Source organism: Spongiibacter sp. C9W (assembly GCF_057370015.1).
Genome location: NZ_CM170672.1, coordinates 1,643,135 through 1,662,988, shown reverse-complemented (window position 1 = coordinate 1,662,988; position 19,854 = coordinate 1,643,135). Strand labels below are relative to the sequence as shown.

Genomic DNA, 19,854 nt, shown 5'->3' with positions numbered 1-19,854 from the left:
TTTTCTCGTTTTTATTATGTATCGTTTTTTTTGTGTTTTGGTGTGCTTAAAAGCCGGTAATGATCAGCAAGCTACCGGTAAAAAGCAGCAGGGCGTAAACCACATTGCGAAAACGTTGCTCGTCTACCCGGTGGTGGAGATATTCACCTACGACGACGCCAGCGACTAACACCGGGGCAATTGCGGCGACCTTGGGTAGCGCGGGGTAGAGGCTTCCATCTATGGCGAAGACGACGGTGAGTAAGCTGTTTAAGCTGAACCACACGGTGATCAGTGTGGCGCGAAAAGCCGCCTTATCAAGTTGGGTGCCCGTCAATGCATAGACCAGTAACGGGCCGCCAGAGGCGTAGAGGCCGTGGGTAATCCCGGCGCCCAGCATCCATCCCCGTGTCCACAGCGCGCCGTGACGGCGGCTGCTCAAACCGCGATAGGCGCGCAGCAGCTCGCGCCCCGCAAACCAGACGACCAGGGCGCCAAATAATAATTGCAAAAGCTGATCGCCGAGCCAGGGCCTCAGTAGATAGCCCGCCAAGGTGCCACTAACCATTAACGGCAGAATCAGCTTAAGCAAGGTGGGCCAATGAATGTGTTGGTGGTGGCGGGCCAGTAGGTAGCCCGTCATACAGATATTCAGCGGTACCAGCACGGGTAGCATGGCCTCAATAGGTAGCAGCAACGCGCCCAGTGATAGGGCGATAACAATGCTGCCAAAGCCGGTGATCGCTTCAATGCTGTAGGCGACAAAAACGAAAATCGCCAAGAGAATCCAAGGGTCCATTAATGCTGCTCCAGTTCCACGGCAAATTTACGCCGCATTAGGCGGTGGAAGGTTGTTGGCGCAACGCGCCACAACAAGCTTGCCAGCCAAATGCCGCGATGGGGAAACAAGTGTGGTTTGCGCCGTTCGGCGGCCTGTAAAATTGCCGCCGCCAGCGGTTCGGGCTCGCCAATGCCGCCGAGGGTGGAGCGTGCGTGCCGCGCAGCGTTGCCATCGGCACCGAGGGCATTTTGTTCGATATTGGTGTTCACAAAGGCGGGGTAGACCATCAGTATGTGCACGCCATTGTCCCGTTCTTCGCCGCGTAGTACTTCAAAGAACTGGCTCAGCGCAGACTTGGCGCTGCAATACGCGGCTCGGCCGAGCACCGGCATCCAACCCGCCATTGAGCCGATGTTGATGATACTGCCGCGACTGCGTCGCAGCAGCGGGAGCAAGGCCATGCTAAGGGATACAGGGGCTTGCCAGTCGATGGCCATTACCTTTTTAAACACCGCCGGATCAGTGTGGCCGGCGAGAGAGCGGTGGGTAATGCCCGCGTTATTCACCAGGATATCCAAGCGTCCGCTTGCGGTGATGGCGCGAGCGACAGCGTCGATGGCGGCTGTATCGGCAAGGTCGGCAACAACGGTGTGCACACGCTCGTTGCCGAGTGCTGCGCTGCGTTGCTGCAGTCCCTCGGCGTCGCGGTCGACGAGCCACACACAGTCACCGCGTTGATAAAACTGTTGCGCCATCGCCCAGCCTAGACCGCTGGCGGCACCAGTAATGAGTACTGTCTTCATAGCTGCCCCCGGGCGCGGGCGTGGTCGATAAACAGTTCCAATACTTGCGCTGAACTCAACTGCGGTTGATAGCCAAACTCTTCTTTCAAGCGGCGATTGCTCAGTACCGGGCGATAGCGCAAAAAGTTAATCTGCTCGGGCCGATAGCGGCTTAGGCCGAGTCGATGACCCACTGCGAGGGCGGTTTTAAGCAGCGCCGCAGGTAGGCGCAACAGGGGCTTGTTTAAACGCTCGGCCACTTCATCAATGCGCAGGGCGCCGTCACCGGCGAGATTAAACACGCCCACCTGGGATTCAATAATGCCTTTCTCCACAATCCGAAGGAGGTCTTCGTCCCAAATAAAGACAAAGGGCGAGTCAGAGCCGCGAATAGCCAACAGGCGTTTCTTTTCAAAGAGCTGGGTAATCTGATTGCGGGTTTGGCGCCCCAGTACTGTGCCTGGGCGCAAAATGAGCTGCTTGAGCTCCGGGTGCGCGCGGCGCTGCTCGGCTAAATACTCTTCAACCAAACGCTTGTGGCGGGCATAGGCAAATTCGTCGTTGCCGCGCAGCGGGTCGCTTTCATCGATCCAGCTGGGGTTGTCGGGGTGGTAGCCATAGGCCGCGCCGGAGCTGGTGACGGTGAGGTGTTGTACACCGGCCTTCAAGCAACATTGCACAACATTGCGCGTGCCGTTTACGTCGATATCGTAGTCGCGCTGCTCGTCGCCGCTGGCTTCGAGTACTGAGGCGAGGTGCACAACGTGGCTGACCTGGTGCTCGCTCAGAATGTCAGCCAGCTTCGGGTCGCGAATATCGCACTGGATGTGATTCGCGTCGTCAGTAGGGCGAATATCAACGCCAATCACGGTGTAATCTTCACTGAGTCGCTCGCTGAGTTGGCGACCGATATAGCCGCCGGCGCCGGTAATGAGAATACGTTTAGGCATGGACAGTCTCCGCGCTGCGCGACCAGTAAAAAGCCAAACAAAGGCCGGCAGCCAAATGCCAGAAGCTCCAGAAGCCTGCGATAAGCATCATGCCGCCCGCCTGGGGGAAAAATGTGAAAATGATCGACAGGCCGAGTGCTGAATTTTGTATGCCGACCTCCATGGTGACGGCGCGGCGCTCGGCCTGGGGAAGTTTGATAACGCGCCCTGCCAAGTCGCCAAGTAGCAGTGCGCCAGCGTTTTGCAGGGCAACAAGCAGCAAGATGCGGTCGGCGTACTCCATAAATAGCTGCTGGTTGCGGGAGAAGGCGATCACGACAAAGCACAGAAACACCAGCAGGGTGACCGCGCGCATGGGCTTTTCGGCGCGGGTGGCCCATTCAGGGTGGCGTTTGCCAACGGCCATGCCCAGCAGCATGGGCAGCACTAATACCAATGCGACCAGCAGCAAGATATTCATTGGCTCCAGAGAAATGCCGCGCAGCAACTCTCGGGTGGCGGGGTTGAGTTGCGCGTAAAGGCCAAAATTAAGGGGAGTCATCACGATGGCCGCCAAGCTCGAAACGGCGGTCATGCTGACTGAGACGGGCACACTGGCGCGGCCCAGCCAGGTCATAATATTGGAGAATGTCCCGCCAGGGCAGGAGGCGATGAGTATCATACCCAGTGCTAATTCTGCCGGCACGGCGAAGGCGATTGTCGCCAGGCAGGTCGCCGCTGGCAGCAGAAGAAACTGTGCCACCAAGCCGGCAGCGGGCGCGTGGGGTTGCCGCAATACGCGAACGAAGTCGTTACGGCGCAGGCCCATGGACACACCAAAGATCATGCCCGCTAGAATCCCGTTAAGCAGGATTAGGCTCTGGGGGCTGAACGCGACTTGAATATCAGCGTACATATGCGGCGTCGCTCTGTGGCAGATCGCGCTGCAGTTGTTGAATATGCCGATTCACGCTGCGGCGATAGCTGTCTTTGTGCACGTAATAGGCCATGCGCTCGAGCTGTAAGTAGCGATAACCCCCATCGAGGCGCTGGCCGCAGTGGCGGGCAATGTCGCGTTCGAGTTGCAGCGCGGCTTTGCCGCCGGCTAATTGCTGACGAATATACAGAGCAACCATCTCGGCCTGCTCGCTACGACCCTCCCAGCCAAGCCCCGTTGCTTCAATCATGCCCATCACAAACAAATTGCGGTGCTCGGGATGGAACACATTTAAATACAGTGAGGGCGCACCGCCGTCTTGCCAGTTGAGGTGCTTGCGGTCGATAAATGGATAGTGGAGCTGGTAACCAGTCGCCTGCAAAATCAGGTCGTAGTCGGCGCATTCGCCATTGCTGAACTCGACACTCAGACCGTTAGTGTTGGCAATGTCGCCACGGGCGGTGATGTCGCCATGGCCGAGGTGATGCAGCATCTGTGAGTTGATCACCGGGTGTGACTCATACATTTTGTAGTCGGGATCGGGCAGGCCGTAGTCCGAGGGTTTGCCCACCGCAAGGCGAATCATCAACGCGTCAAGGCGCTGTTTTATTGGCCTCGGTAGCGGGATCAGACCGCCTAACGTATCGGTGGGGCGGCCAGCGATAAACTTGGGAAGAAAGTAGTAGCCGCGGCGCACCGATACGTCCACAGATTTGGCACGGTGCACGGCATCCACGGCAATGTCGCAGGCGGAGTTGCCGCAGCCGACAATTAATACCCGCTTGCCGGCAAAGACCTCGGCATTGCGGTAGTCTGCGGAGTGCATTAGCTCACCAGTATATTCACCGGGCAGCGCTGGTGCGTTGGGGTGATGCAGGGTGCCATTGGCGATTAGCAGGCCGTCGAAGTCTTCGATATGGCGCTTGCCATGCTGCTCGCTAACGATCCGCCAGCCGCCATTGTCGAGCGGGCTAGCATCAATCACTTTGGTGTGAAATCGGTAGTGAGGGTAGAGGCGGAAGTGCTGGGCGAAGTCTCGGAAATACTGGCGCAGTTCGCTGTGATGCGGATAGGGTGCACCGCTTTTGGCCATGGGGAACTCTTTGAACTCGGTCATGTGGCGCGACGAGATCAAGTGGGCCGAGTCGTACATAGTGCTGTGCGGATTGTCGATGTCCCACAGGCCGCCAACATCGCTGTGCAGCTCAAATCCGGTAAAGGGGATGTCGTACTTTTGTAAATTCCGGGCCGCCGCCAAGCCCATCGGGCCAGCGCCAATTAATGCGTACATAGCACATACTCTTGTTATCATTATTGCAATACAGCTTAATTGAACAGCTATTGCGCGTAACGGCTTTTTCAGGACGGCAATCTGCCAATTCAGGACTATGACCGAACCCACCGTCACATTGCGGTTTACCCAAGGCTTGTTGCAGGCCGCCGAGCGCCGGGGTATTGAGCTTCCTCCCGCGTTGAGTCGTCGTGTGCCGGAAACCGGGCGCACGCCTTTGGCGGTGCAAGATCAGTTGTGGCAGGCCTACTGCGATGCCGTTGATGACCCCTTAGTCGGTTTACAGCTTGGCCTGGGATTGCAGGTCGGCCACCTGGACCTTGTCGGCATGCTTCTGATGAGCTGCGAAACCCTCGGCGAGGCACTCGACCTGCTACTGGAATATCACCCCATTGTGGGCGAAGGGGGCGACTTTGCTCTGCGTCACGCTGGTGGCAACTGCCTGTTAATCTATCAGCCCCATTATCAAACTTGCCGCCGCCAGCGCGTAGAAGCGGTGCTGGCCTGCGTACTGAATTTAGCGCGTTGGGTTAGTGGTGGGGAGTTTGCGGTGCGATGTCTACAATTTACCTCGGCCGCTGCCGCGCCTATGGCCGACTATCAGCGCATGCTGGGTGCATCGCTGCAGTTTGACGCACCCGAGGATGCGCTGGTTTTCGACCCCGCCTTAGTTGCCACGCCGCTTATCCAGGCAAATACTGAGATTCGAGACCAGCTGAAAAAGCTGGCCGATAAACTGTTGCAGGACATGGAGCGGGGCGAATACAGCATGGCCGTGCAGCGAATGCTTCGCCAGCAGCCTCAGTGGGGTAAGGAGCGAGTGGCCGAAGCACTGGGTATGAGTGGTCGCCACTTGGTACGTAAGCTCCAGCATGAGGGCGTCACTTTCAAGCTGTTGCGCAGCAGCTTGTTACAAAAAATGGCGGAAGAGCGATTGCAACGTGGTGAGCAGGTGTCGGGCATAGCAGAGGAGTTAGGTTTCTCGGATGAGAGCGCCTTTGCAAAGGCCTTTAAGCGCTGGTCGGGGCAAACCCCTTCGCAGTATCGCGAGCAGTGACGGTAACTACGTATCAACCTGCATCACCGCTTGTGTCTTCATAAGAGGCTCTGACTGCGGAGCGCTATTATGTTTTTAGCCCGTTTGATTTATACCAGTGAGGTTGTTGAAGGCTTCGACCAACTCGATATTGAAAGTATCTTGAGTGTGGCCCGCGAGCGCAATGCCGCACTGAATGTTACGGGGGTGTTGTTTTTTAACAGCCGTTATTTCCTCCAGTGCCTGGAGGGCTCCCGCAGTAATATCAACGCAATCTACCACCGTATTCTCAACGACTCGCGTCACACAAACCCGGTTTTGCTCGATTATCGTGAAATTGCCGAGCGGGATTTTAGCGCCTGGCAAATGGGCTACATCGCAGAGACGCAGAAAACACGCGACCTTTATCGGCAGTTCTCGCCGGTGAGCGACTTCAATGCTTATCGAATGTCTGGTGAAAGCTGCTATCGCCTGCTTAAACAGATGGCGACATCCGCACCGATGCTGTGAGGCCTGCTCACTGATGGGGGCGGACTAAAATTGATCGACCTGACAGCTGTCTTCAGGGGCGCGATGGTCGACGATACACTCGAAATAGGGCACTTCAGTGTTGTACTGTCCGTCCAGCATTTTGCGCAACTGCTCAAAGGCGGTGCGCATCACGGGATGGGTGGCATCGGCCTCACTGCCGTGGCCGGCTAAATTGAGCATACCATCTGCCTCCCCCGCGCCGAGAGTGCCTGTGCCGGTTGTGCCGGGGTCTTGGCCCTCGGGAATGCCCACCACCGTGAAAAACTGTGTAGCGATGCCCGCCGTCGTCAAAGCACCTGCCATCTCGCGGCCCTGGTTGTGGGGCACTAAGCCATCGTTGACCGGGTGAATAACCGTAGCGGCCTGTACGCCACCCAGTTGCATTTGCGCCGCGTGCAAGGCGGGGGAGCGACGTTGATAGGCCAGTGGGCACTCTGCCGGTGTGCCGCCGGTGTCGCGTTCTATGCCCGCTGCTGCCGCCATGGCGGTGGCATTGCCGGTTGCCTCTGCGGCGGCCTTTGCCTCGCCATAGGTTTCGACGAGTTGGCTGACGCCCTCTGCGGTAATCCAATAGTCATACAGCGCCTTGCCGTCGTCACTGATGGTGGCTGATTCGACGATGGCGGTGCCCGAAACTGCGCCGCCCATCGACACGCCAAACAGGTATACCGTGTCGATGGAGGGAAATTTTTCCAGTGCATACTCTGTGGCGGCAATGGTGTCATAGGCTCCGCGTAGCGTGGGAAAGCCCAGGTTGTCGCGGTAGTCGGTGGCCACAAAAGCAACGCCGCCAGGGCTGTTTTCATAGTGCTGGGCTAGGCGCAATTCGCGCCGCATGTGGGGCAGCCAGCTAGCCTGGACGGTGTGGCCGATGCCATGGCTAAACACCACGAGCCGGGTAGGCTGTTCGCCGCGCTTAAATACCAGCAGCCCTTCAGGCAGTGGCGAGTTCGACGCGCTGTCGGGGGCGCACGAGGGGTTGATATCCAGGGGACTTATTGTGTGCTGAGACGCTGTGACAAAGGTCTCGACAATGGCATTGTCACTTTGGGTTTGGCTATCGCTGCTGTTATTGCAAGCGGCGACAAGGAGCGCAGCAATCGCTGCGCTACATCGAAGAAACGTCATAGGCGGCCACCGTTGTTTGCCGGGCGCGTAGGCGCCCTGCTTATTATTAAAATGACTGGCCGATGATTATTGCACGGTATTTATAATTTGTGTCAATGTCTGCCGCCTTGAGCACGCTACGCGTGCTCTAGTGCCTGGCTTAAGTCGGCCTTCAGGTCGTCGATGTGCTCGATACCAATCGACAGGCGCACCATGTCGGCACTAACACCGGCTTTTAGTAATTCTTCGTCGCTGAGCTGGCGGTGAGTTGTAGAGGCGGGAATAGCCGCACAGCTCTTGGCATCGCCGATATTTACCAGCCGGATAATCAGTTGCAAGGCATCGTAAAAACGCGCGCCGGCTTCGCGGCCACCGTCAATGCCGAAGCTGAGGATGCCCGACGCCTGACCCTTCATATACTGCTTGGCCAGCGCGTGATCGCGGTGGTTGGGTAGGCCCGCGTAGCTAACCCAGTTGACCTTGGGGTGGTCCTGTAGGAATTGGGCAATGGCTAGCGTGTTGTCATTAATGCGTTCCATGCGCAGCGCCAGCGTCTCCAGCCCCTGTAAAAACAGAAAGGCATTGAAGGCGCTCATCGCGGCGCCCATATTGCGCAGCGGCACTACGCGGGCACGGGTGATGAATGCCGCTTCGCCAACATCCTTGGCGTAATTTACGCCGTGGTACGACACATCAGGTGTCGTCAGCAGTGAGAAGCGCTCGGCGTGTTCAGCCCAGGGGAATTTGCCTGAGTCGACAATCAGGCCGCCAATACTGGTGCCATGACCTCCAATGTATTTGGTAGCGGCGTGGATAACGATGTCGGCACCATGCTCAATGGGCTTCAACACAAAGGGTGACGGCACTGTGTTGTCGACAATTAAGGGAAGGCCGTGGGCGTGAGCTAAATCAGCCAGGCGGCGAATATCAACGATATTGCCAGAGGGGTTGCCGATGGACTCACAGTAAATGGCCTTGGTGCGCGCATCGATTTGCGCCGCCATACCATCGAAGTCGTCCTTGTCGACAAAGCGCGCTTCAATGCCCTGGCGAGGCAGGGTGTGGGCAAATAAGTTGTAGGTGCCGCCGTACAGTTCGCTAATGGTAATAAAGTTATCACCAGCTTCAGCGATGGTTTGGATGGCGGCGGTAATCGCTGCCATGCCTGAGGCCATTGCCAGGGCGCCGACACCGCCTTCGAGGGCGGCAATACGCTGCTCAAGCACACTGCATGTCGGGTTCATAATACGGCTGTAGATATTGCCAGCCACCTTGAGGTCGAACAGGTCGGCCGCGTGCTGGGCGCTGTCAAACGAGTAAGACGAGGTTTGGTGGATCGGCACGGCAACGGCATTTTGATTATCTGGCTCGTAGGCGTGATGCAGTGCAATGGTTTCGTCGCGCATAAATATCCCTCTGGTAAAACGTCCCGGTGGGGCAAAGCCTGTGAATATACCGCACCTATCTGTGGATGCCACCTTTTGGTGCGCCGGCTCGATGTGAACTGGGTGACATGTCGCAGTTGTTCAAACGCATTTCCGCTAGGCTTAAGCACAATAAAATAAACTTAGCATTGCGGCCCTTGTGCAGTGCTGCGTGTTTGGAGACGTTTCGCCGTGAAGTTCAATCCACAGATTTTTCTGATGCTACTAACACTCGCTTCATGTGGCGGTGGTGGTTCCAGTGGAAGTGACGGCGGCCAGCCTGCACCGGCAGCCGGGAATCAGCCCCCACAGATTCAGGGGCAGCCAGGCATCGCTCAAGAGGGGCAGGCTTTTTCCTTCTCGCCCACGGTGATCGACCCCGATGGTGATGCGGTGACGGTAAGGGCTGTGGGACTGCCCGGGTGGTTAAACTTTGACGAATCCACGCATGTCTTGAGCGGTGTGCCGACCGCAAGCGATGTGGGGCGCGGTGAATTGATCACCTTGACCGCGAGCGATGGCCGCGCGACCGCGACAGTAGAGTTTGTGATTGATGTTGCCTTTGAGCCATTGGAACAGGCACTGCGTACCGGTGATGCGCGCTATGTTGACCGGCCACAGCGTTTTATCGACAGCATGCAGGCGGCATCCAATGACGCTGTGGCGCAAGGCGCGATACAGCGTCAACAGTTGTTTAACTTAGACATTCACGGGCAGGCGCGCAGCGATGGCAGTAGCTTGACGGATGTGTCTTGGAACCCGACTCACGATGCAGGGCTGCTGACCGCCACGTTTGGTGAGAATACGACGCTCCTGTTTAGCAATTCGGTAACGCACTCAGATTACACGGTGCAATCGCAGGGCTTGGCTGTCGCAGGTGAGCAGGCGGGGAAGAACCGCAATGCCGCTTTCGTCGCGCTGGCGAGTAATCCAATGCGCAATGTCTATCGCGATAGCGCAGCGGTAAATAGCCAGATGCAGCAATGGCTGCGCAACAGCGTGGACTGGTTGCGGGGCGGCGACACGCGGGCGACATTTAACGTAGTGATTGCCCAGATGAGTCAAAGCTACTATTTCCCAGACCGCGTTGCTACCCGGCAGTGGCTGGAGGAAAACTACCCCGAGCAAGTGGCCTACAATGAGCCTCAAAGCTGCGATGGTTCGGAACTGGCAGGCTGTTTGGCAGCGCAGCCCGACCTACTGATTGTCTCGCAAGTATCTGCTGAAGGAGCGGCGGGCGACGACGCTCGCAGAGCGATTGAACAGTGGTTGGCGGAAGGTAAACCACTTTTATATATGCATCACGATGGCGACCTTAAGCCACTGGGAGAGGCGATCTTCGAGCAGCTTGGCGTGACCTATGCGGGCGATAATTACTGGCGGCGGCTCAGTGTTGAGGGCTATGACGTGAGGGGGCAACTAGATCGTGTTCCAGTAGAAGTGGAGGCGATTAATAGCCTCATTGCCCGGTTTGAATCCGGTGATTTCAGCGTGGATTTGGGCCTCTGTGCAGATAAAAGCTGCCCTGCCGAGAGTGGGTATGCTCAGGAGTTCGGTGAGGCGGCGGAGTATGCGCAGCAGTTTTTCCGGCAACTGGATAGCCAGTCTCAGCCACTCTTTGATCGCGGTGGAATGCGTTATTACAAGTCGCTGTTGTTATTGGCTGATAGCTATCGGCAGACAGTGCGCTTTCCCATGGATAAACTGACAACCCCGACACCGGTGTTTTTGCAGGGGTATTTTGCCGACCATGTTCAGTATCAGCGCCGGGATATTAATCCAGTACCGGCTGATATGGGGAACTTTAGCCGCAGTGACTTCAGCCACATTCGGCCAGTTAGCCGCAGGGTGAAGCTAACTAGTCGGCGGCACTTTCGTGCGGCGGGTGTCTACGCGTTGCCCGGCAGAACGGTGACAGTTAGGCGAATCGACAGCGCTGCGGTAGCCACCACCATTTTTGTGAATACCCTGCGCAGTGGCGCGACCCACCCCTTCAATGAGAATGCTTATTCGCGTCCGAAATTTTTGCGGGGTCAGGCTTTGGCGCTGGCGCCCGGTCAGACCTTGCGATTTACCTCTGCCTACGGCGGCCCTATCCAGATTGGCTTTGACCGCAATGACGAGCAGGTAGAGTTTGAATTCAGCGAGGTGGGAGAGCACCCTTACTGGGCGGGAGAGGGTGACAATGCCGATTTTGCCGCCGCGATGGCACGTGGCGACTATGACTGGGCAGAACTCTCCACACCGGGCTTTGAAGTGCATTCCAAGCTGGAAAAAATGCGCAGCTCTATCGCCGAGTGGCGCAGCGCCGCCGAGCTGGCCCAAGCGACGGAGCGCTATATGTATAACTTTGCTCATGTACTGGCGGGCTTTCAAGGAGAGGGAATAGACCGTGTCAGCGAGATTCACCAATTCGCTGAGCAACGGGGTTGGCAGCTAGACACCATCGATATGGTGAAGCATATGAACGCCGACCAAGCGACGTGCGGCTACGGTTGTTCCGGAAATCCCTACGATGCGTACTGGTCTTTTAATCCGATAGGGCACGGTGACCTACACGAATTGGGTCATGGCTTAGAGCGTGGGCGCTTTAGATTCGCGGGTTGGGACGGCCATGCCAGCACTAATCCCTACTCCTACTATGCTAAATCGCAGTATTTTCTCGACACGGGTGAGGGCCCCGGGTGTCAGGCACTGCCGTTTGATTCGTTAAAGCAAGCCTTGCTTGAAAGCCGCGCCAGTGCGGACCCCTTCGCAGATATGCAGCGTCGACAATTGAACGGCTGGTCTGAGGGCGTAGCGATAATAATACAAATGATGATGTCGGCTCAGGCAGAAGGTGTGCTCAGTGATGGCTGGCACTTGCTGGCTCGCCTACACATTATGGATCGCATTTTTAATCGTGCTGACAACAGTGACGAAAGCTGGCTGGCAGAGCGTGAGGCCTTGGGCTTTTCTTCCTACTCCCGCGCCGAGGCGCGCGCACTTTCAAATAATAATTGGTTGGCCATTGCGCTGTCACAGAGTACCTCGCGAGATATGCGTGAATACCTGGCAATGTGGGGCTTAGCCATCAGTGATAAGGCTGCTGCGCAGGTGGCCAGTTTTGCTTATCCAAGCATGCCGCTGCGCTACTTCGATAGCGGGGCCCGCGACTACTGTAGTAATTTCCAGCCAGCGTCGATGGCAATGGATTAGACCTTGGTCTAATCCAGCTGAACTGGGCGTTGAAAACCCTTACCCTGTGGTATTCACATGCCAGAGGAGAGGGCGCCCATGTTGGATGAGCACGACGCCGGTTTATTGATTATTGATGTGCAGGGCAAGCTTGCACGTATGATGCACGACAGCGAAGCGATGATCGCCAATATAAGGCGGATGATTCGCGCCTGCCAAATACTGTCAGTGCCTATCGTTTGGATAGAGCAGTACCCACAAGGGCTTGGTGAAACCGTCGAGGAATTATCGGAATTACTCGTAGACTTAACGCCGCACATTAAGTCGACGTTTAGTGTCTGCGATTGTGAATCAACACTTCAGCCCCTTGAAGCCTCCGGTCGCAAGCAGTGGATGGTGTGTGGCATTGAGGCACACATCTGTGTGTATCAAACCGTGGTGGGTATGTTGCAGCGGGGTTATCAGGTAGAGGTTATTAGTGATGCAGTATCCTCTCGAGCCGCTAGTAATCACCAGCTCGCTTTGCAAAAAATGCATGAGCATGGTGCGGGGCTAAGTAGCGTTGAGATGGCGGTTTACGAGCTGTTGAAGGATTCGGCGCGGCCAGAGTTCAAAGCCATGTTGCCACTGATGAAATAGCACGCCAACGTACCTTTCGGATCAATATCACGGCGATGCCCGGCCTCTGTGGAAACAGAGGTCGGGCAAGTGCTTAGGGGCAGTTTGAGATAGGTTCGGAGATGGTGAAACTGCTCGACACCCCCGAGTAGGTTTGTTTTGGTAATACCAGCGTTTGTGCGGCACCTTCATGACGCAGGCGGTACGTGCCCGCGGGCGTGTTGCGGGGGATATGCCAAGTGACCTCAGCCGTAGAGGGGCCAACTTCCGGTAGCTCTATGGGTAGTGGCGAGGGCAATAGAGGCTGCCACGAGAACAGCAGCTCGGGGTCTTTGTCGGTAGCGACAACCTGCCATTGTTGGTCTTCTCCCAGGCGTTCGGCATACACGTAGCTGGATTGTATTTTCAGATCATTGCGTGGGTGGCCGGCCTGGAAGCTGGCGGTAACGGTGTCGCCGGGCGCCGCACTGCTGGGCGCGTCGGTAACAACATCGCCATAGCTTTTGCCCAGGCCCGGTAAGTCACTGGGAATATAGGGCAGGCGAATCAAAATTGGCGAGCCATCAACGTAGCTTGGCCCCTCGGGCGAGGCCTGGCCCTCGGCAAGTGAGCGCGCCAGACGCCGGCTTTCTTGTTCCACGGCAGCCAAAGACCATGGGCCAAAGATAGTCGACCCACCTTCATACTGTTGAACTGAGTATTCCTCGCGGGTTGTCAGGTAGTGGGAGTACTCGTTGACCAAACCGGCGACGACAATGGTGTCGATGCCCACTGGCGCCAACAGCGGGAATAGTTGTTTTTGAATGCGTCGCGCCGACATCGTGGTCACTTCCCAGGGAATACCGAGAATCGCTAGATTCCCCATGCGGAATAGCTGGAAAGGAACGATGCTGGGCTCAGCGGAAAGTGGTGGGCCAAGTGGAATGAGGATGGGCTTCTCGGCGTGGCAGGAGAGATCGAGAAGAGGCAGTTGGTCAAGGTTGCACAGCACCGCATTGGATAGCAGTGTTGGCGGTATCAAACCCTGTGTTGCCGTTGCGATATCGCTAAGTGCTGCCGCGATGAGGTCGGGGTCGCTGTCGCAGCTAATTCCTTCGCGAGTGAAGCCGGGGCCGTCTTCGGCACCTGCACCAAAGGCAGGGCCAACTGCCGCCAAGCACGTGCGAATTTCTTCGGCATCCAGCTCCGCTGGGTGGTTAAGCGCATTGAGAACGGCTGGGTCAGTAACGCTGACCTCGTCCATTTTTACGTGGAAAAAGCGGTAGTCGATAGGGCCGTTCAGCGCCTTGCCTGTTTGGAAAAGATCCAGCGCTTTGGCGAGCTGTTTTGTCCCCGAGATGGCGTTGGACTCGTAGGGGTCGGCGCCGCCGCCACGCGTTGGGTCGGGGTGGGGACGTTCAACAATAAAGATATTCGGCGAGGCATCGCCCTCATCCTTTTGAGCGAAGGCCGCGACAAAGTTGTCTTCGCCATTGCCGGTTTCGCCGTAGCGAGTATTCATAATGCGTTCGAAGCCGAGCGATGCATAGCCCTTGATATCTGAACTGACTAAGTCCAGTTCTGAGCCGAGCACGGTTGGGTGGACGCCAAACCAGTTGATAACACCGACAGCTGAGCCGCTTTTGCGCACCATATTCAGCTGCACGACGCGCTTGTCGACAGTGATCTCTTCACCGCGCGTATTGATAAATTCCTCACGTTCTTGCTGGCTATTTTGCTCAAAGGCAATCAAGGAGCGGTTGATATTGGTATTTAAGAGTTCGTCTACCGCTAACTGAATAGGGGCGGTCTCTGGGTGCGCCTGGATATTTTGGTGGGCCATTCTCAGTGCGGCCATCATACCGTTGACGATCGTGTCGAGCACCAGCTTGTCAAAGCCAAAGTGGAAGGTATTAAAGCCCTCGTAGTGGGAGTACCCCGCCGGCCCCTGGTGGGTGTGAGTCGCTGACAGCATGATATTGTCGGGCCCATAGTGTTGAGACAGCTCTGGGTCTTGGGCAACTTCGCGCAACACAGCCTGACGCATGGAGCCAAATACCATGCCGGTGTCGGTGGACATGAATAATACGCGCTTGCCGTTGCAGGGGGACTCGATGGCGAAGGCGCGAGCGTACTGGCGCTGATGCAGACCGCTGAGAACCTGGGTAGGGCTCTCCCAGCCCATGCCGCTGGTATTGGCAACGGGCCCGGTGATGTCGTGAATGCCTGAACCGAAACGGTACTCGTTATTGTCAGCGCAACTCCCGGTGGGTTTGCCGGTAGCGGTGCCTGCGGCCGCTGGGGTAATCGCGAGCGTTTTGCTGGGGGCGTCGATGCCTTCCCCAACGTTTAAGTACTCACTATCGCGCATACATTGCGCTCGCTCTGCGTCGACAAAACGGTTCACCTGCTCGCTTGCCGGTGAATTTTTGCTGCTGGAACTGCTTCCCCCGCAGGCGACAAGCAATAGGCTAAAAGCGTAGATTAGTGGCTTGGCCAGTGATGAATTGGCAGGCATGGTAAATCCTTTTTTGGGGGCGAGACTGGTTCTCTGCGCTGGCTCTTGCGCGATGTGCGTGCGGTGAGTTATAGCGCCTAAGTTCTTAGGTTACTTTTATGTTGTGACTGTGTCGATAGGCAGAATATCGAGCGAACTGATGGTCAGTTCGCTCGACGGCTGGGCTTTCTAGCGTACTGACAGTTTTACTGGCATCGACTTAAATGCGTGGATGGAGTTGGAGCGGATGTAACGCGGAGGTGCTGTTTCCTCAATTGCTGAGAAGTTCTTGAAGAATTCCTCAAAGAATATCCGCGCTTCCATACGCGCTAAATTCGCACCGAGGCATAAATGTATGCCGTGACCAAAGGCCATGTGGGGGTTATTTTGGCGGTGTATGTCGAAGGTCATTGCTTGCTCGAATACGGACTCGTCAAAGTTGGCTGAGCTGTACAGCATAACCACTTTGTCACCGGCCTTGATCGCGGTACCCGCAATTTCTGTGTCGCAGGTGGCGGTGCGTCGGAAGTAATGCAACGGGCATGTCCAGCGCAGCATTTCCTCGACCGCGTTGCCGAGTTTGTCAGGGTTTGCCTCCAGCTCACGGTACAAGGCCGGGCGTTGCAACAGCTCATGCATGCCGGAGCTGATCAGGCCGCGTGTTGTCTCATTACCGGCAACCGCAATTTGCACGAACAGGCTGGCAAATTCTGCTTCACTGACAAGCTCGCCGTCTATTTCCTGGTTGATGAGCAGTGATATTAAGTCGTCGCCATTTTTGTCTTTGCGCTCACAGGCAAGCTCAAAGCCGTAGGTGCCCATTTCAATGCTTGCTTGCAAAACCTCCTCCTCAGGGCCGCCGAGGTCGGGGTCTGAGGACGAGGTTTGCATGTCCGACCATTGGCGAATTTGCGTCCACATGTCTCGCGGAATATCCATCAGCTGGCAGATAACCGCGGTGGGCAAGTCGCCGGCCAGGTCTTCAACGAAGTCGACCTCTTCACGCTCGCGCGCGGAGCGCATAATGTCTTGGGCAATCTCGCGAATTTGTGGCTCTAGCGCTTTGAGGCGGTTTGACGTAAAACGGCTAATCACCGCACGGCGGGGTTTGGCGTGGCGCGGCGGGTCCATGCCGAGCAGCTGGTTGCGGGTCATTTCCAGGGTGCTTTCAGGGAGGTCGTCAACCAGCACAAAGCCCTGTTCTGCCGAAAATGTTTTAAAGTCCCGCGATACAGCCATTACGTCAGCATGGCGGCTAACGACCCAGTAGCCGCTGCCATCGGGATGAGGGTGCCAATAAACCGGGGCATGCTCGCGCAGCCACCGGAACTGGTCGTGGGGAATACCCTTTAGATAGTTGTCAGGGTTGTATACATCTATGTTCATCATTGGCTCCTGAGCTATTCCACCAGCACCTTGGGGGTGGGTAAGCCCTCTGCCTCACACATGGCCAGGTAAAAGTCGAGGGTCATTTGCCCGTCGACCACCGAGGTAATATTGCCCTCGGCATCCAAATTGATATTGGAGCCATACATCTGGAACCAAACCCGGGTGTTGTCCTCGATGCACTGCAGGGTGTGTACAGAACCTGCGGGCTCGTAAAGAAACGACCCAGCCCGGTTTACGTAGTCGTACTCTTTATACTTCCAGGCGCCAGAGGTGGTATAGCCCCAGACTGGCCCGGTGTGTTTGTGGGTTTCTACTTCGTAGCCTGCCTTGAAGACATTCTCGATAATCCATAATCCTTCGCCGCGTTTAACCTGCAATACACGCAACAAACTGCCGTCGCCGATGTCGATAAAAGGCAGTTCGTCGGCGCCGATGTGGATGGCCTCAGGGTGGATGGCCTCGGGGATAGACATATTCTCTCCTGATGTTGGGTCGCTTTTGAATTGTTATCGGTGGTGCACACTTCCATCAGCCCCTACTATGAACAGGCTGTGGCGACTTGAACACCTCCATCTGGAGGAGGCCGCGGGGAGAAGTGCGCCCAGTAAATGAACGATCGATAAGGAGTGGTTGTGGCTTGGGTTTATCTGGTGTTAGCGGGTTTGTTTGAGATTGGTTGGCCGGTCGGCCTAAAACTTGCTCAGGAGGATAAAACGCGACTCCTGGGGGTAGTTGTTGCCGTCGTATTTATGGGCGTTAGCGGTATGTTGCTGTGGTTGGCGCAGAAGCAGATACCCATTGGCACCTCCTATGCCGTGTGGACCGGGATAGGCGCGGCGGGAACCTTTCTGGTGGGGGTGTTTTTTTTCGGTGACGCTAGCAGCCTGTTGCGCTATGTGGGAATCGCGTTGATTGTGGCCGGGGTGGCAACGCTTAAATTAGCGCATTAGAGCAACAGTGTTGGGTGATCCTCGCCTAAGCAGATACCTACGCTCGAATGAACGTAGGTATCTATAAGGTTCCCAGCCTTAAAAACGTCCGGCATTCATCACTTTATGCCATGCGTTTACAAAGTCTTTGATAAAGAGCTTATCGCCGTCCTTCGCCGCATAGGCTTCAGCAATGGCGCGAAGTTCTGAGTTGGACCCAAAGACAAGATCTACAGTCGTAGCCGTCCACTTTACCTTGCCGGTATCACGGCTGGCACCCTCGTAAAGGTTGTCTGACTTCGCTTTCCATTGCGTTGACATATCGACGAGGTTGACGAAAAAGTCATTGCTCAGCTGTCCTGGCCGGTCAGTGAGTACGCCGTGCTTCGAGCCATTTGCATTGGCATCGAGAACGCGCATACCGCCGATTAATGCGGTCATCTCCGGCACCGTTAAACCGAGTAGGTCTGCTTTTTCTATGAGCATCTCCGCGGGTTTGTAGTAAGCCCCATCACTGTAGTAGTTGCGAAAGCCGTCAGCCTTTGGTTCAAGTACGGCGAAGGACTGGACGTCGGTCATGCTCTGGGTGGCGTCGCCACGGCCTGAATCAAAGGGCACATCAACTTTGTGCCCGGCGTCCTTCGCGGCTTTTTCGATAGCGGCAGCACCGCCAAGTACGATCAAGTCGGCCATCGAAATATCGCTGCGGCTGTCCTCTTTGATTTTCTGCAAAGTAGCCAGCACTTTTGCGAGTTCGCCGGGGTTGTTGACGGGCCAGTCTTTCTGCGGGGCTAGGCGCACTCGGGCGCCGTTGGAGCCTCCACGCATATCGGTGTAGCGATAGGTTGAGGCTGAGGCCCAAGCTGTGCGAACCAGCTCAGAAACGGTCAACCCAGAGTCGAGAATCTTGGCTTTTAGTTTGCGGGCTTCCCGTTTACCTATTTTTTCGCCGGCTGGAACAGGGTCTTGCCAGAGGAATGTCTCAGAGGGAACGTTGTCGCCCAGATATCGTGTTTTTGGCCCCAGGTCTCTGTGAGTGAGTTTGAACCAGGCTTTTGCGAAAGCCTCATCAAATTGGCTGGGGTTTTTCCAGAAGCGTTCTGCGATTTTTCGGAACGCTGGATCTTCCTTCAATGCTAAATCGGTAGTGAGCATGACTGGGGGGTTACGCTTGCCCTCTACATGGGCGTCTGGGACGCTATTGTGAAGGGCTTTATTTACCGGAACCCAGACTTCCCCGCCGCCGGGGGAGGTGTGTTTTTTCCATTCATTGCGAAACAGGTTGTCGAGATAGAGGATCGACCAGCGAGTGGGGGTTTGTGTCCATGCGCCCTCTAGGCCGCTGGTCATGGTGTCTTCGGAGTGGCCCTTGCCACATTTGTTTTTCCAGCCCAATCCTTGCTGCTCTATCGGTGCTGCCGCGGGCTCTGGGCCAACGCACGAGCCTTTGCTACCACCGTGCATTTTTCCGAGGGTGTGTCCGCCAGCGATTAGCGCGACAATCTCCTCGTCATTCATGGCCATGCGATAGAACGACTGCCGAATATCCTCGGCAGCCATTTTGGGGTCCATATTGCCGTTGCGCCCTTCTGGGTTTACGTAAATGAGTCCCATATGAACGGCTGCGAGCGGCTTCTCCAGTTTCCCTTCTTTATTAAACCGCTTGTCGTTGCCAAGCATCTCTGTTTCCGGACCCCAGTAGACGAGGTCAGCTTCCCAATCGTCTTCGCGTCCACCGGCAAAGCCCAGTGTCTTAAAGCCCATCGACTCAAGCGCCACGTTACCCGCCAGAATCATTAGGTCAGCCCAAGAGACGTTCCGTCCGTACTTTTGTTTTACTGGCCATAGTAGGCGCCGCGCTTTGTCGAGGTTGGCGTTATCTGGCCAACTGCCCAGAGGCTCAAAGCGCTGTTGACCACCGTCTGCGCCACCGCGCCCGTCATGGATTCTGTAAGTGCCTGCACTGTGCCAAGCCATGCGAATCATCAGGCCGCCGTAGTGCCCCCAATCTGCTGGCCACCAATCTTGGGAGGTTGTGAGTGCTGCTTCGATATCTGCTTTCAGTTGGCCAAGGTCAACACTTTCGAAAGCGGCGGCGTAGTCAAAGTCTTCTGAGTAGGGGCTCGATTGTCGATCGTGGTCACGCAGTGCCGACAGGTCAACTTGGTTTGGCCACCAGAAGCTGTTTGGTTTCGCTTTACCGCTAAACATGTTCTCTGCAAAAGCACTGGCGCCGAATGTTGTCGCGATTGCTGCGCTCAGTGCTATTGCGGCTAGAGGTGGAAATTTTTGTTTTTGCATTGGATTCTCCTAGCTAGCGCGAAAATTATGGGTATGTCGAGCGTGATTCCAGCGCAGGGGGGCAATTGCATAGTGTGCAACCCAAGCAGACGCTGGTACCTCGCCCTATTCAACATAGTTCACTTATTGATCTGACGCGTGTTGATTTTTTCTACTGACTTAATAGC

At 56.1% G+C, this 19,854-nt stretch carries 16 protein-coding genes; 5 read left to right on the top strand and 11 right to left on the bottom strand.

What is annotated here, in order from left to right:
- Positions 1-46: 46 nt before the first annotated feature.
- From AC2Q8J_RS07865 to AC2Q8J_RS07845, 5 genes are read right to left on the bottom strand one after another with little or no spacing between them, the layout of a single operon-like run.
- Positions 47-778: a sulfite exporter TauE/SafE family protein gene (locus AC2Q8J_RS07865; RefSeq protein ID WP_027874923.1), complete on the bottom strand. Its 732-nt coding sequence runs from the start codon at positions 776-778 to the stop codon at positions 47-49.
- Positions 778-1,563: an SDR family NAD(P)-dependent oxidoreductase gene (locus AC2Q8J_RS07860; RefSeq protein ID WP_372879565.1), complete on the bottom strand. Its 786-nt coding sequence runs from the start codon at positions 1,561-1,563 to the stop codon at positions 778-780. Before AC2Q8J_RS07860 ends, AC2Q8J_RS07865 begins: the two co-directional genes overlap by 1 nt.
- The gene (locus AC2Q8J_RS07855; RefSeq protein ID WP_486452581.1) at positions 1,560-2,492 is read right to left on the bottom strand and encodes an SDR family oxidoreductase; all 933 of its coding nucleotides are present in this window, start codon (positions 2,490-2,492) and stop codon (positions 1,560-1,562) included. The genes AC2Q8J_RS07860 and AC2Q8J_RS07855 overlap by 4 nt, the downstream gene beginning before the upstream one ends.
- Positions 2,485-3,387, bottom strand: a complete 903-nt coding sequence (locus AC2Q8J_RS07850) for a bile acid:sodium symporter family protein (RefSeq protein WP_486452580.1) — start codon at positions 3,385-3,387, stop codon at positions 2,485-2,487. Before AC2Q8J_RS07850 ends, AC2Q8J_RS07855 begins: the two co-directional genes overlap by 8 nt.
- Complete coding sequence (locus tag AC2Q8J_RS07845) at positions 3,377-4,699, bottom strand: flavin-containing monooxygenase (protein ID WP_486452579.1); 1,323 nt, start codon at positions 4,697-4,699, stop codon at positions 3,377-3,379. The genes AC2Q8J_RS07850 and AC2Q8J_RS07845 overlap by 11 nt, the downstream gene beginning before the upstream one ends.
- 97 nt (positions 4,700-4,796) lie before the next feature.
- Between AC2Q8J_RS07845 and AC2Q8J_RS07840 the strand changes: the two genes are divergently transcribed.
- Together AC2Q8J_RS07840 and AC2Q8J_RS07835 are read left to right on the top strand one after the other, a co-directional pair.
- On the top strand, positions 4,797-5,756 hold the full coding sequence (locus tag AC2Q8J_RS07840; protein ID WP_486452578.1) for an AraC family transcriptional regulator: 960 nt from the start codon (positions 4,797-4,799) through the stop codon (positions 5,754-5,756).
- Between the two features lie 69 nt (positions 5,757-5,825).
- On the top strand, positions 5,826-6,245 hold the full coding sequence (locus AC2Q8J_RS07835; protein WP_286837573.1) for a BLUF domain-containing protein: 420 nt from the start codon (positions 5,826-5,828) through the stop codon (positions 6,243-6,245).
- A 24-nt stretch (positions 6,246-6,269) separates the two neighbouring features.
- Here the strand turns inward: AC2Q8J_RS07835 and AC2Q8J_RS07830 are convergent, their stop codons facing one another.
- Together AC2Q8J_RS07830 and AC2Q8J_RS07825 are read right to left on the bottom strand one after the other, a co-directional pair.
- The gene (locus tag AC2Q8J_RS07830) at positions 6,270-7,394 is read right to left on the bottom strand and encodes an alpha/beta hydrolase family protein (RefSeq protein WP_486452577.1); all 1,125 of its coding nucleotides are present in this window, start codon (positions 7,392-7,394) and stop codon (positions 6,270-6,272) included.
- A gap of 116 nt (positions 7,395-7,510) precedes the next feature.
- Positions 7,511-8,779 (bottom strand): O-acetylhomoserine aminocarboxypropyltransferase/cysteine synthase family protein, encoded by a 1,269-nt coding sequence (locus tag AC2Q8J_RS07825; protein WP_286694273.1) that lies wholly within the window; start codon positions 8,777-8,779, stop codon positions 7,511-7,513.
- A gap of 210 nt (positions 8,780-8,989) precedes the next feature.
- Between AC2Q8J_RS07825 and AC2Q8J_RS07820 the strand changes: the two genes are divergently transcribed.
- Positions 8,990-11,995, top strand: a complete 3,006-nt coding sequence (locus tag AC2Q8J_RS07820) for an ImpA family metalloprotease (protein ID WP_486452576.1) — start codon at positions 8,990-8,992, stop codon at positions 11,993-11,995.
- A 78-nt stretch (positions 11,996-12,073) separates the two neighbouring features.
- Positions 12,074-12,613: a hydrolase gene (locus AC2Q8J_RS07815; RefSeq protein WP_486452575.1), complete on the top strand. Its 540-nt coding sequence runs from the start codon at positions 12,074-12,076 to the stop codon at positions 12,611-12,613.
- 73 nt (positions 12,614-12,686) lie between these two features.
- Here the strand turns inward: AC2Q8J_RS07815 and AC2Q8J_RS07810 are convergent, their stop codons facing one another.
- The 3 genes from AC2Q8J_RS07810 to AC2Q8J_RS07800 form a co-directional block, all read right to left on the bottom strand.
- Entirely contained in the window at positions 12,687-15,089 is a 2,403-nt protein-coding gene (locus AC2Q8J_RS07810) for a neutral/alkaline non-lysosomal ceramidase N-terminal domain-containing protein (RefSeq protein WP_486452574.1), read from the bottom strand.
- Positions 15,090-15,257: 168 nt separating this feature from the next.
- Positions 15,258-16,454: a cytochrome P450 gene (locus tag AC2Q8J_RS07805; protein WP_486452573.1), complete on the bottom strand. Its 1,197-nt coding sequence runs from the start codon at positions 16,452-16,454 to the stop codon at positions 15,258-15,260.
- A 14-nt stretch (positions 16,455-16,468) separates the two neighbouring features.
- Positions 16,469-16,930, bottom strand: a complete 462-nt coding sequence (locus AC2Q8J_RS07800; RefSeq protein WP_027874935.1) for a 2,4'-dihydroxyacetophenone dioxygenase family protein — start codon at positions 16,928-16,930, stop codon at positions 16,469-16,471.
- Between the two features lie 159 nt (positions 16,931-17,089).
- On the opposite strand from AC2Q8J_RS07800, the gene AC2Q8J_RS07795 reads away from it, so the two are divergent.
- Entirely contained in the window at positions 17,090-17,407 is a 318-nt protein-coding gene (locus tag AC2Q8J_RS07795) for a DMT family transporter (protein WP_204995089.1), read from the top strand.
- A gap of 78 nt (positions 17,408-17,485) precedes the next feature.
- On the opposite strand, the gene katG is transcribed toward AC2Q8J_RS07795, so the two are convergent.
- Positions 17,486-19,687 (bottom strand): catalase/peroxidase HPI, encoded by a 2,202-nt coding sequence (gene katG, locus AC2Q8J_RS07790; protein WP_486452572.1) that lies wholly within the window; start codon positions 19,685-19,687, stop codon positions 17,486-17,488.
- Positions 19,688-19,854: the final 167 nt, after the last annotated feature.